Genomic DNA, 12,663 nt, shown 5'->3' with positions numbered 1-12,663 from the left:
CGCCTCTCTCGAAAGAAATGCGACGACTTGCAGTCTTCGCACCCCCTGACGGCAATTACGCGCGACGGGCTGCAAGCGCCGACTGCAGCGTCCTCAGAACGTGAAGTGCGAGCCCGTGTCGAAACCGTCCAGTCGTTGCACCACCGTCTCGAACAGGTTTTTCGTCGCGAACTCGCGCTCGCCGGTGCGGGTGATGATGCGCGCGGTCATCGCGGGCTCTTCCCCGACGATCACGCCCATGCGACCGCCGACCTTGAGCTGGTCCAGCAGCACCTGCGGCACCTGCGCCACCGAGCCCGACAGCAGGATCACGTCGAAAGGCGCCTCGCCGGGCAGGCCCTTGGCGCCGTCGCCCTCGACCACCGTCACGTTCAGCACGCCGTTGCGGCGCAGCGCGTCGCGGGCGGCGCCGACCAGTTGCGGGTCCTGCTCGACGCTGAAGACCTGCTGCGCCTTGTGGCCCAGCAGCGCGGCCAGGTAGCCGGCGCCGGTGCCGATCTCCAGCACCTTCTCGTGGCGCTCGATCTGCAGCTCCTGCATCCACCGGGCCTCGACCCGCGGGGGCAGCATCTTGCGGCCATGGGCCAGCGGCAGCTCGACGTCGGTGAACGCCACGTTGCGGTAGGCGGCGGGCACGAAGTCCTCGCGCTTGACCACCGCCAGCAGGGCCAGCACCGAGGTGTCCAGCACATCCCAGGGGCGGATCTGCTGTTCGATCATGTTGAAGCGGGCTTGTTCGAAATTCATGTTCAGTCCTCTGGCGCCGCACGGCGCGCCAATGCGGTCGGGAATGCGGGCGGTATTCTAGGCGGCCGGCCGGGGCGTGGCCGGATCGATCGGGTGGTGCGGGCGGTTGAGGAGTCCCTCGAACATCAATTCGAGCTGCAGCTTCAGCACCGTCTCGGGTTCGGGCTTGTGATCGTGCACCACGCCCGCCGCGCCGATCGAATGCTGATGCAGCACCAGATGCAGCACCGGACCGATCAGCACCATCACGCAGGCATCGGGGTCCACGTCACGGAACTCGCCCGAGGCGACGCCCCGCCGGACGACCTCGGCCAGCAGCGCGCAACTGGGCTCGATGACCTCGTCGTTGTAGAACGCGGCCAGCTGCGGGAAGTTGCCGGCCTCGCTCATCATGATCTTGTGGATGCCGCCCGCGGGGGTCAGCCCCATGCGCTCCCACCAGCTCCACAGCATCCAGGTCAGCAGCTCCGCCATCGACCCCTGGTGCTTGCCCAGTTCCGAGACGCCTTCGGCGATCTTGGTGCCGATGGCCTCGCGCACCACCGCCTTGAAGAGCTCCTCCTTCGAGGGGTAGTACAGGTACAGCGTCCCCTTGGATACCCCCGCCTTGGCGGCGACCTCCTCCGAGCGGGTGGCGGCGAAGCCCTTCTCGACGAACAGCGACAGCGCGGCCTCGAGCAGCTCCTGCGGCCGCGCCTCCTTCCGCCGCTGTCGAGGGGACAACGGCGCCGGGGCGGCGGGCTTGGCGGGGGCGCGAGGCATGGTGGACGGCGGGGGACTAACTGACTAACCGGTCAGTAATGTAGCGGCCGGCTTTCGGGCCGGTCAAGCGCCCTCCCCGCAGGGCGCCCTTTTGAAGGGACTGCGGAAGGGACTGCGGACCTTCACGCCCCCCTCACGCGAGACCGCCCATCCGGGTGCTGCACCGCCGCAAACCCGGTTCGAGCCACGGCTATGATCCCCGCCGACCCGCCTCCACCCCGAGCGAGGCGGCATTCTGGAGTCGTAGTTTGGACACTGTGCTGCTGATCAAGGCCGCGATCATGGGGATCGTCGAAGGCCTGACCGAATTCCTGCCGATCTCGTCGACCGGTCACCTGATCCTGACGGGCGCGCTGCTCGGCGGCTTCGAGGACGCCCGGGGCAAGGTGTTCGACATCGCGATCCAGACCGGGGCGATCCTGGCGGTGATCATCGTGTACTGGCAGCGCCTGCGCGAGACGGCCGCCGGTCTGGGCAGCGACGTCCGCGCCCGGCGCTTCGTGCTGAACGTGGCCATCGGCTTCCTGCCGGCGGTCATCCTGGGCCTGCTGTTCGGCAAGGTGATCAAGGAACACCTGTTCACCCCCATCGTGGTGGCGAGCACCTTCATCATCGGCGGCTTCATCATCCTGTGGGCCGAACGCCGGCAGCAGTCCGCCGTGCGCATCCAGGACGTCGACCAGATGTCGCCGATGGACGCGCTGAAGGTCGGTCTCGTGCAGTGCCTGGCGATGGTGCCGGGAACCAGCCGTTCCGGCGCGACCATCATCGGCGGCATGCTGCTGGGCCTGTCGCGCAAGGCGGCGACCGATTTCAGCTTCTTCCTGGCGATCCCGACGCTGATCGGCGCCGGCCTGTACAGCCTGTACAAGGAGCGCTCGGTGCTGTCGACCGGCGACATCCCGCTGTTCGCGGTCGGGCTGTTCTTCTCGTTCGTCAGCGCCTGGATCTGCGTGCGCTGGCTGCTGAAGTACATCGCCAGCCACAGCTTCGTGCCCTTCGCGTGGTACCGGATCGCCTTCGGCATCGTGGTGCTCGTCACCGCCTACACGGGCGTCATCGTCTGGGCTGAATGAGGCTCCCCCTGCCGGCTTCGCCGCCCCTCCCCAAGGGGGAGCGCCCGTGAGCCTGGCAGCGCCAGATCTCCGGGCTCCGCTTGAAAAGTCGGCCACCGCCGGGGCCTCCGCCGGTGGCCCGGCGATTTCATCCGGCGGCAGCTAAAATTGGTCCCATGACCATCACGATCAAGACCGGCGCCGACATCGACGCCATGCGCATCGCCGGCCGACTGGCGTCCGAGGTGCTGGACATGCTGACCCCGCACGTCAAGCCGGGCGTCACGACCGACCACCTCGACAAGCTGGCCCACGACTACATCGTGAACGTGCAGCAGGGCATCCCCGCACCGCTGAACTACCAGCCGCCCGGCTACACGCCCTACCCGAAGTCGATCTGCACCTCGATCAACCATCAGGTCTGCCACGGCATCCCCAACGACCGCCCGCTGAAGAACGGCGACATCGTCAACATCGACGTCACCGTCATCAAGGACGGCTGGCACGGCGACACGAGCCGGATGTTCGTCGTCGGCGAGGGCTCGATCGCGGCCAAGCGGCTGTGCAGCTTCACCTACGAGGCCATGTGGAAGGGCATCCAGAAGGTCAAGCCGGGCGCCAGACTGGGCGACATCGGCCATTCGATCCAGACCTTCGCGGAGAACGCCGGTTTCAGCGTCGTGCGCGAGTTCTGCGGCCACGGCATCGGCCAGAAGTTCCACGAAGAGCCGCAGGTGCTGCACTACGGCCGCCCCGGCACGCTCGAGGAACTGGTGCCCGGCATGGTCTTCACGATCGAGCCGATGATCAACGCCGGCCGGCGCGAGATCCGCGAGATGGGCGACGGCTGGACCATCGTCACCAAGGACCGTTCGCTGTCGGCGCAGTGGGAGCACACGGTGCTGGTCACCGAGACCGGCTTCGAGATCCTCACGCAGTCGGCCGGCACGCCGCCGCCGCCGGCCTTCGTCCAGCCCCAGGCCGTTCCGGCCTGATCCGCGCAGGTCGCCCATGAACGCCAGGACGCCCGGCGAGGTCGGCGTTTCTTCAGACGTCGCGTCGAACGTTCCGTCCGCCGCCCTGTCGGTCGCCGAACTGCGCCAGCACTTCAAGAGCGGCAAGCAGCTGCTGCTGGACGACTTCGCGGCCGCCAAGGCCAGCGTGTCCGCGGCAGCGCGGCTGATGCGGCTGCTGGCCAAACACGTCGACGGCACGCTGCAGGCCTTGTGGACGCAATCGGGCATCGCCGCGGCGGCGCCCGAAGCCGCCCTGGTCGCGGTCGGCGGCTACGGACGCGGCGAGCTGTTCCCGCATTCGGACGTCGACGTCCTGCTGCTGCTGCCCGACACCTTGCCGGACGGCGTCACATCGGACCAGCCCGGTCCGCTCAAGCACGCGATCGAGGCCTTCATCACCGCCTGCTGGGACATCGGGCTGGAGATCGGCTCTTCGGTGCGCTCGGTCAAGGAATGCCTGGACGAGGCCGCCGGCGACGTCACGATCCAGACCGCGCTGCTGGAGTCCCGCTGGCTGGCGGGCGCCCGGCCGCTGGTCAAGCGCTTCGACCTGGCCTTCCGCGCGGCCGTCGATCCGCGCGCGTTCATGCGCGCCAAGACGCTGGAGATGCGCCAGCGCCACACCAAGTACGAAGAGACGCCCTACGCGCTCGAACCCAACATCAAGGAAAGCCCCGGCGGTCTGCGCGACCTGCAGGTGCTGATCTGGATCGCGCGAGGGGCCGGACTGGGCAAGACCTGGCCACAGCTGGCCGCCAAAGGCCTGATCACGCCCTTCGAGGCGCGGCAGCTCCAGCGCAATGAGGGCGTGCTCAAGAGCATCCGCTGCCAGTTGCACCTGGCGGCGAAGCGGCGCGAAGACCGGCTGGTGTTCGACCTCCAGACCTCGGTGGCGGAACGCTTCGGCTACGAGTCGACGCGCTCGCTGCGGGCGTCCGAGAAGCTGATGCGCCGCTACTACTGGGCGGCCAAGGCAGTCACCCAGCTGAACCAGATCACGCTGCTGAACCTGGAAGAACAGATCAACGGCACCCTCGGCCAGGAGCTGCGGCCGGTGGACGAGCGCTTCCTGGAACGCAGCGGCATGTTGGAGATCGCGAGCGACGATCTCTACGAGCGCGAGCCGCACGCGATCCTCGAGACCTTCCTGATCTACCAGCAGACGCCCGGCATCAAGGGGCTGTCGGCGAAGACGCTGCGCGCGCTCTACAACGCGCGCGGACAGATGAACAGCGCGTTCCGGCGCGATCCGGCCAACCGCGCGATGTTCATGCGCATCCTGGAGGAGCCCCAGGGCCAGACGCACGCTTTCCGGCTGATGAACCAGACCTCGGTGCTGGGGCGCTACCTGTGGGTGTTCCGCCGCATCGTCGGGCAGATGCAGCACGACCTGTTCCACGTCTACACGGTGGACCAGCACATCCTGATGGTGCTGCGCAACATCCGGCGCTTCTTCATCCCCGAGCACACGCACGAGTACCCGTTCTGCTCGCAGCTGGCGGCGCAGTTCGACCGGCCGTCGGCGCTCTATGTCGCGGCGCTGTTCCACGACATCGCCAAGGGTCGCGGCGGGGATCATTCCGACCTCGGCGCGGCCGAGGCCAGACGCTTCTGCCGCGCGCACGGGCTGCCGAAGGCGGACGCGGCGCTGGTCGTGTTCCTCGTCGAGCACCACCTGACGATGTCGCGCGTCGCGCAGAAGGAGGACCTGTCGGATCCCGAGGTCATCCAGCACTTCGCCCGGCTCGTCAAGGACGAGCGCACGCTGACGGCGCTCTATCTGCTGACCGTGGCCGACATCCGGGGGACCGGACCCAAGGTCTGGAACGCGTGGAAGGGCAAGCTGCTCGAGGACCTCTACCGGCTGACGCTGCGCGCGCTGGGCGGTGCGAAGCTGAACATGGCCGCCGAGATCGAGGCGCGCAAGCAGGAGGCGCGGCAGGAACTGGCGCTCAAGGCGCAGTTGCCGGGCACCGAGGACGCGTTGTGGAAGACGCTGGACCTGAGCTACTTCGCGCGTCATGACGCGCCCGACCTCGCCTGGCACGCACGGGCGCTGTGGCGCCATGTCGAGAGCACCGTGCCCGTGGTCCACGCGCGGCCGTCACCGGTCGGCGAAGGCCTGCAGGTGCTGGTCTACGCGAAGGACCAGCAGGACCTGTTCGCACGGATCTGCGGCTACTTCGACGGCGCCGGCTTCAACATCCTCGACGCCAAGGTCCACACGACACGCAGCGGTTATGCGCTGGACACCTTCCAGGTGATCGCGCCCGAGCTCGATCTGCACCACCGCGACCTGACCGCGCTGGTCGAGTCCAAGCTCGGCCAGGCGCTGGTCGCCCCGGGGCCGCTGCCCGAGCCCCGCAAGGGTCGGCTCTCGCGGCGCGTGAAGAGCTTCCCCTTCACCCCGCGCATCGCGCTGCGGCCCGATGAACGCGCGCAACGCTGGCTCCTGTCCGTCAGCGCCACCGACCGGGCGGGTCTGCTGTACGCCATCGCGCGCGTGCTGGCGCGGCATGGCATCAACCTGCAGCTCGCCAAGGTCTCGACCCTCGGCGAGCGCGTCGAAGACACGTTCCTGCTCGACGGCGCGGCCCTGCAGCAGAACAGGATGCAGCTGCAGATCGAAACGGAATTGCTGGACGCGCTCGCGGTGCAGTGAGGCGATGAGCCAGTACCACGTGATCCCGTCGGCCGAGGCCTTCGCCCGGCTCGACGAGTTCGGCAGCGTGATCGACGTGCGGTCGCCCGGGGAGTTCGAGGAAGACCACCTGCCCGGCGCCCTGAACTGGCCCGTGCTCGACAACGACGAGCGGCGCGTCGTCGGCACGCTCTACCGGCAGGATCCGCTGGAAGCGCGCAAGCTCGGCGCGGCGATCGTCGCGCGCAACATCGCCAACCATCTCGATGCCAACCGGCCGCTGATGCGCAAACATTGGCGGCCGCTGGTCTACTGCTGGCGCGGCGGCCAGCGGTCCGGAGCGATGAACTGGTTCCTGAACCAGATCGGGTTCAAGTCGCTGCAACTGGTGGGGGGCTACAAGGCTTTTCGCGGCGAGGTGATCAAGACCTTGGCGGAGCAGCCGGCGAGATTCGACTTCGTCGTGCTGTGCGGGCGGACGGGATCGGGCAAGACGCGGCTGCTGCAGGCGCTTGCTGCCGGCGGCGAGCAGGTGCTGGACCTGGAGGCCATCGCGCGCCATCGCGGCTCGGTGCTGGGCGCCCTGCCCGATCAGCCGCAGCCCAGCCAGAAGGCCTTCGATACGGCGTTGTGGCAGACGATGGTGAAACTCGATCCGTCACGGCCGGTGTTCGTCGAAAGCGAGAGCCGCAAGATCGGCGGGGTGCAGTTGCCCGAACCGCTTCATCTGCGATTGAGGCAGCACGGGCGCTGCGTCTGGATCGACATGGCCGACCCAGGGCGGGTGCAACTGCTGCTGGAAGACTACGCCCACTTCAAGGCGGATCCGCAGGCGTTCAACTCGCTCATCGGAGGGTTGGTCGCGCTGCGCGGCCGGGAACGCGTGGGACGGTGGCAAGCCATGGCCCTCAGCGGACAGTGGGCGGAAGTCTTCGGGGAGCTCATGCGGGATCACTACGACCCCGGATATGAACGATCGCTCACCAACCACTTTCCGCAACTCGCCAATGCGCCGCGGGTCACCATGCTCGACGGTAGCGGGGGGGAAACCGGCAAGGCCGCTCAAGAAGTCATCGCGTTGGCTCGCGGGTGAAATCAGGCTTGCTCACCGCGTGAGAGCCCGCCGGGTCTCGGCCCGGCTGCCGAGTCCCTTTGTCAGCCGACAAAGGAACCAAAACGGCTCTGACGACGCTCATATGCGCTCGCTGTGTGGCCGTCGTCGCTCTCACGCTACGCTCGCGAGACTCCTCCAACGATGCCCTCAAACGGCCACCACCGGAGTCCTCGCACCGCCTCTCTCTACAGGCTTGCTCGCTTCGCTCGTCGCGCCAGCCACTCAACGCGGTCCGCATCCGCCTTGCACGCTCGCCCCTAGCGGGGTCTCGCAGCGAAGCAGTCCTCTGTCGTTGTCGTGGCGGTGGCCGTTGCGGTTGCCGCTGCCGTCGAGTCGTGCTGTGATGAATGGCATCCGCCATCGATGGTGCGAGACTGGCTGGTGACGCTCCGATGGCGTCAGCGGGGAGGCGTCATGAAGCAACGGATCATGTACATCGAGTCGAAGAGTGGTGGACTCACTGGGCCAGCACGCATTGGTCGCGTCACGTTCTCGAAGACCGGCGCGACGCTGTACTACGACGGCAGGTCATTCCAGAGTCAGAAGGGCCAAGGCTTCAAGTCGAATTACTTCGACGTGGAAACGGGCGACATCTACTGGATCTCCGGTCCGCGCAAGGATGGACAGGACAGTCTCTACGCGACCCATCAACGACCTGCGGTCGATGCCGATGTCTGGGACGAGTACTGGACCGCGATACGCGGACACGAGCGGCCGCCGAAACGCCGAAACCTGGACGACCTCTGAACCAGACAGTCGAACGTAGCCGTCGAACGTGCGCTGCCGAACGGTGAGACGTTGCGAGACCCCGCTAGGGGCGAGCGTGCAAGGCGGATGCGGACCGCGTTGAGTGGCTGGCGCGACGAGCGAAGCGAGCAAGCCTGTAGAGAGAGGCGGTGCGAGGACTCCGGTGGTGGCCGTTTGAGGGCATCGTTGGAGGAGTCTCGCGAGCGTAGCGTGAGAGCGACGACGGCCACACAGCGAGCGCATATGAGCGTCGTCAGAGCCGTTTTGGTTCCTTTGTCGGCTGACAAAGGGACTCGGCAGCCGGGCCGAGACCCGGCGGGGTGCAGGGAGCAGAAAGTTCAGCCGACCGGCCGATCAAGAATCAACCGATCAACCGATCAGCCGATCCCTTCACCCGATCAAACGGCCAGCAATTCCACTTCAAACAGCAGCGTTGCATGCGGCGGAATCACACCGCCCGCGCCGTAGGCGCCGTAGCCCAGTTCCGACGGAATGACGAGGAAGCGGGTCCCCCCGACCTTCATCCCTTGGACGCCTTCATCCCAGCCCTTGATGACTTCCCCAGCGCCCAGGTGGAAGCGGAACGGATCCCGCCGATCCTTGGAGGAATCGAACTTGCGGCCTCGTTGCCCGTCCTTGTAGAGCCACCCGGTGTAGTGAACGGTGACGCGCTTGCCGGCTTCGGCGACAGCGCCCTCGCCTTCCTTGACGTCTTCGAACTGGAGTCCGCTGGCGGTGGTCGCCAGCTTGTTCAGCTCGATGGCTTCCACGCCGCCGGACACGCCGAGCAATTCCACCTCGAACATCAGCGTCGCGTTGGGCGGGATCACACCGCCGGCGCCCCGCGCGCCATACCCGAGCTGAGGCGGGATGACGAGCACGCGCGTGCCGCCGACCTGCATGCCCTGGACGCCTTCATCCCAGCCCTTGATGACCATGCCGCCGTCGAGTTCGAACTCGAACGGTTCACCGCGGTCCTTGCTGGAGTCGAACTTGGTGCCCTTCTCGCCGTCCTTGAAGAGCCAGCCGGTGTAGTGCACTTTCACGTCCTGGCCGGCGCGGGCGGTCGCGCCGGTACCGGCGGTGGTGTCGTCGTATTGCAGGCCGCTGTCGGTCGTCTTCATCGAAGGTTCCTTGAAAGGGGGACGCTGGTTCGCGTCCCGAAACGCAAAGGCGTGATCATGCCAGCCGCCGAAGGTCCTTACACCGGGCGCTGCCGTACATGCCACGCCGCCACGGCGCGGGCGAGCCACTCGGGCACCGTCCGCGCCTCCAGCGCCGGCAACCCGAGTCGAGCGCCGGCGCGCCCCAATCTGGCAAGCGGGTCGCCCAGGTCGAGGGCCTGGGCGCCGTTCTGCTTGGAGAGCTTCTCGCCGTTCTCGCCCAGCACCAGCGGCGTGTGCAGATACCGGGGCTGGGGCAGGCCGAGCAATTCCTGCAGCCGGATCTGCCGGGGCGTGTTGTCGGCGAGGTCCTCGCCGCGGACGACGTCGGTGATGCCCTGACAGCCGTCATCGACGACGACCGCCAGCTGATACGCCCAGAGCCCGTCCGCGCGCTGGAGGACGAAGTCGCCGACCTCGTCGGTCAGGTCCTGGGACTGCCCGCCGAGGCGGCGGTCCCGCCAGTCGATGCGCAGGGATGTGTCGCCATCGACGGTCGACGAGCTCCGCAGCCGCCACGCCCGCGCGGGCTTGCCGTGCAGCCCATGCCGGCAGGTGCCCGGATAGACGAGTTCCCCATGCCGCTCCCGCTGACCGCCCTGGGCGGCGATCGCTTCGGCGATGTCCTTGCGCGAGCATCCGCACGGGTAGGCCCAGCCCGCGGCGATCAGCCGATCCAACGCAGCCTGGTAGGCCGCATCACGCTTCGACTGCCAGATCGGCGGCTCGTCCGGCAGCAGCCGGACCTGGGCGAGCTGCGACAGCACCACGGCATCGGTACCCGCCGGACAGCGCGGCCGGTCGACGTCCTCGATCCGGATCAGCCACCGCCCGCCATGCGCCCGGGCATCCAGCCAGCTCGCCAATGCCGCGACCAGCGAGCCCTCATGCAAGGGCCCCGTGGGCGACGGTGCGAACCGGCCGACGTAGCTGCGGCCTGCCGCCCGGTCCGCCGCTCGATCCGCCAGCATCACAGCAGCAGGCCCTCGTGCTGCTCGATCAGGGACCGCCGCGTCGTCTCGCTCCGGAGCCGGTCCAGCCACCAGGCCAGCGCCTTGGCCGGGCGATGGCCGTTGCGCCACGCGTAGTGCATGGGCGAGATGCGCTTGCCCTGGAAGGTCTCCTTCTGGACCAGTCGCCCCGCGTCCACATGCCGCCGCACCATCGGCGTCGGCAGCGAACCCACGCCCAGGCCGCGCAGCAGCGCCTCGAGCTTGATCGCCATCGACGGCACGGTCAGCACCTCCTGCCCTGGCACCACGCCGACGGTCATCGGCGCGAGGCTGCGCGCCGTGTCCGCCACGGCGACGATGCGATGCCGCGCGATCTCGGCCGAGGTCAGCACCCCCTCGAAGCCCGCCAAGGGGTGATGCGGCGCGACGCAGAACACCATCTCCATCGGCCCGAGCACCTCGCAGACGACCGAGCTGCCCGGCGGCTGCGCGCTGGTGCCGATCGCCAGATCCGCCTGGCCGGAGATCAGCGCCTCCCAGGTCCCCGACAGCACCTCGGTGCGCAGCTTCAGGCGCGTCGGCGGCGGCTTGCCGTCCTCGGCCTGGAGATAGAAGGCCTCCATCAGGTCGAAGATCGCGCGCCGCGCGATCGCATCGTCGAAGGCGATGGTGAGTTCGCTCTCCCATCCCGTGGCGACGCGCTTGACGCGGTTCGCGACCGCATCCATCTCCTGGAGCAGCCGGCGACCTTCGGTCAGCAGCTCGTGCCCGGCCGCCGTCAGCACCGCCTGGCGCGAACTGCGGTCGAACAGCAGCACGTCCAGCGCGTCCTCGAGCTGCCTCACCGAGTAGGTCAGCGCCGACGGCACCTTGCCCATCTCCCGCGCCGCCGCGGCGAAGCTGCCGCTGCGCGCGATGCTGTCCATCATCGCCAGCGCTTCCGGCGTCAGCACCCGTCGTTTGTCTTGTTGAGCCATTCCTTCATCTTATTTGAATGCTGGCTTCAAGCCCCCTCCCCCTCGGCAGAGGCCTGCTTCCCTACAGTGAGTCCATCGCCAACCAGCAGGCCCTCTCCACCACACCGGGGGGCCACACAAGGAGCATCGACATGCGTGAAGTCATCAAGTCCTCGGATCGCGGCTACGCCGACCACGGCTGGCTCAAGAGCTTCCACAGCTTCTCGTTCGCGGACTATCACAACCCGCGCCGGATGGGCTTCGGCCCGCTGCGCGTCATCAACGAGGACCGCATCGCCGGCGGCACCGGCTTCGGCACGCACGGCCACCGCGACATGGAGATCATCAGCTACGTGCTCAGCGGCGAGCTGGCGCACCAGGACAGCATGGGCAACGGCACGCCCGGCGGCGCCAACGCGGGCGTGATCCGTCCCGGCGACGTGCAGCGGATGAGCGCCGGCACCGGCGTGCGCCACAGCGAGTTCAACCACTCGAAGGACGGCCAGACCCACTTCCTGCAGATCTGGATCATGCCGGACCGCCAGGGCGTGACGCCGGGCTACGAGCAGAAGCACTTCGCCGACGCCGACAAGCGCGGCAAGCTGCGGCTGGTCGCTTCGCCGGACGGCGCGCAGGACTCGGTGTCCATCCATCAGGATGCGCGCTTGTACGCCGGACTGTTCAACGGCGATGAACGCGCCGAGCTGCCGCTGGCCGCGGACCGCATCGCCTACGTGCACGTCGTGCGCGGGCAGGCGACCGTGAACGGCGAAGCGCTGGGCGCCGGCGACGCGCTCCAGCTGGCCAAGGAGGCGGGCGTGACGGTCGAAGCCGGCCAGGACGCCGAGGTGCTGGTGTTCGACCTGCCGGTCTGAGCCCGGCGGGCGGGTGTGAACCTGCCCGCCCGGGCCCGGCACTTCGTCGCTTCACTCCGAGAGGCGGACCCGTCGCATGCCGCGGCGGGCCGCCGACGGATGGAGATTGCGGATGAAGCCCGGCGCCTTGACCTTCCCGATGCCTCCCCTGGCGGCTGATCCCGTCAGTGCGGCCCTCCCGGCCGCCTTGCCGTCACTGATCCGCCAGTTGACGGGCCTCGCCGACTGGCCCGAAGACCATGGCATCCGCGTCCGCCTGCGCGGGCAGTACACGCCGCTGGTGTACGCGCGGGTCGCCACGTCCAGGCACGTGGTCGAGATCCTGTTCGATCCCTCGACCGGCCACTACGAGTGCACCAACTGCCAGGCGATCGACTTCATGCTGCCGACGTCGATACCGGACGAAGCGCAAGGCAGCTTCGTCGTCGCGGTGATCCGCGGGCTGAGCGCCGCGGCGGCGACGGCCCTTCTGAACGCCGCCATCGCGCTGCTCGAGCCGTGCTGGCCCCACTGGGCCGCGCTGGCCGATGCCGGCGGCATCGCGCTCGACGACGCGGGTTCCGCGGTCCTGCCCGACGCCGTGCGCCGCAAGCGCGCCGCCTGAACGCCGACTGAGCGCCGCATGAGCGCCGCA

12 protein-coding genes and 1 pseudogene are annotated in these 12,663 nt (G+C 68.2%); 7 read left to right on the top strand and 6 right to left on the bottom strand.

Features of this window, described 5'->3' with window-relative positions; genetic code table 11:
• Positions 1–93 precede the first annotated feature (93 nt).
• Positions 94–747, bottom strand: coding sequence for a protein-L-isoaspartate O-methyltransferase family protein (locus AC07PR_RS10105; protein ID WP_377154245.1), 654 nt, complete (start codon positions 745–747; stop codon positions 94–96).
• A gap of 57 nt (positions 748–804) precedes the next feature.
• Positions 805–1,509, bottom strand: a complete 705-nt coding sequence (locus tag AC07PR_RS10100) for a TetR/AcrR family transcriptional regulator (RefSeq protein ID WP_495135190.1) — start codon at positions 1,507–1,509, stop codon at positions 805–807.
• 248 nt (positions 1,510–1,757) lie between these two features.
• On the opposite strand from AC07PR_RS10100, the gene AC07PR_RS10095 reads away from it, so the two are divergent.
• The 5 genes from AC07PR_RS10095 to AC07PR_RS10075 all read left to right on the top strand — a co-directional run bounded on the left by AC07PR_RS10095 (position 1,758) and on the right by AC07PR_RS10075 (position 8,082).
• On the top strand, positions 1,758–2,585 hold the full coding sequence (locus AC07PR_RS10095; protein ID WP_377154240.1) for an undecaprenyl-diphosphate phosphatase: 828 nt from the start codon (positions 1,758–1,760) through the stop codon (positions 2,583–2,585).
• A 155-nt stretch (positions 2,586–2,740) separates the two neighbouring features.
• Entirely contained in the window at positions 2,741–3,559 is an 819-nt protein-coding gene (map, locus tag AC07PR_RS10090) for a type I methionyl aminopeptidase (RefSeq protein WP_377154237.1), read from the top strand.
• 16 nt (positions 3,560–3,575) lie between these two features.
• Positions 3,576–6,242 carry a [protein-PII] uridylyltransferase gene (locus AC07PR_RS10085; protein WP_495135189.1) on the top strand — a complete coding sequence of 889 codons (2,667 nt, stop codon included), beginning with the start codon at positions 3,576–3,578 and terminating at the stop codon, positions 6,240–6,242.
• Between the two features lie 4 nt (positions 6,243–6,246).
• Positions 6,247–7,314, top strand: a complete 1,068-nt coding sequence (gene mnmH / locus AC07PR_RS10080) for a tRNA 2-selenouridine(34) synthase MnmH (RefSeq protein WP_495135188.1) — start codon at positions 6,247–6,249, stop codon at positions 7,312–7,314.
• A 435-nt stretch (positions 7,315–7,749) separates the two neighbouring features.
• The gene (locus tag AC07PR_RS10075) at positions 7,750–8,082 is read left to right on the top strand and encodes a 1-deoxy-D-xylulose-5-phosphate synthase (RefSeq protein WP_431104115.1); all 333 of its coding nucleotides are present in this window, start codon (positions 7,750–7,752) and stop codon (positions 8,080–8,082) included.
• 398 nt (positions 8,083–8,480) lie between these two features.
• On the opposite strand, the gene AC07PR_RS10070 is transcribed toward AC07PR_RS10075, so the two are convergent.
• The 4 genes and pseudogenes from AC07PR_RS10070 to AC07PR_RS10055 all read right to left on the bottom strand — a co-directional run bounded on the left by AC07PR_RS10070 (position 8,481) and on the right by AC07PR_RS10055 (position 11,175).
• Entirely contained in the window at positions 8,481–8,828 is a 348-nt protein-coding gene (locus AC07PR_RS10070; RefSeq protein ID WP_231993353.1) for an FKBP-type peptidyl-prolyl cis-trans isomerase, read from the bottom strand.
• 33 nt (positions 8,829–8,861) lie between these two features.
• Positions 8,862–9,206, bottom strand: a pseudogene (locus AC07PR_RS10065) (FKBP-type peptidyl-prolyl cis-trans isomerase); the annotation flags it as partial.
• Positions 9,207–9,283: 77 nt separating this feature from the next.
• Positions 9,284–10,216: a tRNA glutamyl-Q(34) synthetase GluQRS gene (gene gluQRS / locus AC07PR_RS10060; RefSeq protein WP_495135187.1), complete on the bottom strand. Its 933-nt coding sequence runs from the start codon at positions 10,214–10,216 to the stop codon at positions 9,284–9,286.
• Positions 10,216–11,175, bottom strand: coding sequence for a LysR family transcriptional regulator (locus AC07PR_RS10055; RefSeq protein ID WP_377154224.1), 960 nt, complete (start codon positions 11,173–11,175; stop codon positions 10,216–10,218). Before AC07PR_RS10055 ends, gluQRS begins: the two co-directional genes overlap by 1 nt.
• A gap of 131 nt (positions 11,176–11,306) precedes the next feature.
• Between AC07PR_RS10055 and AC07PR_RS10050 the strand changes: the two genes are divergently transcribed.
• Positions 11,307–12,029: a pirin family protein gene (locus AC07PR_RS10050; protein ID WP_377154222.1), complete on the top strand. Its 723-nt coding sequence runs from the start codon at positions 11,307–11,309 to the stop codon at positions 12,027–12,029.
• 112 nt (positions 12,030–12,141) lie between these two features.
• Entirely contained in the window at positions 12,142–12,633 is a 492-nt protein-coding gene (locus AC07PR_RS10045; protein WP_495135186.1) for a hypothetical protein, read from the top strand.
• The last annotated feature ends 30 nt before the right edge of the window (positions 12,634–12,663 follow it).

The sequence above is a fragment of the Roseateles sp. GW821-FHT09H11 genome, from assembly GCF_059415845.1.
The sequence above is the reverse complement of the archived record's forward strand: the minus strand, read 5'-3'. Positions and strand labels throughout refer to the sequence as shown.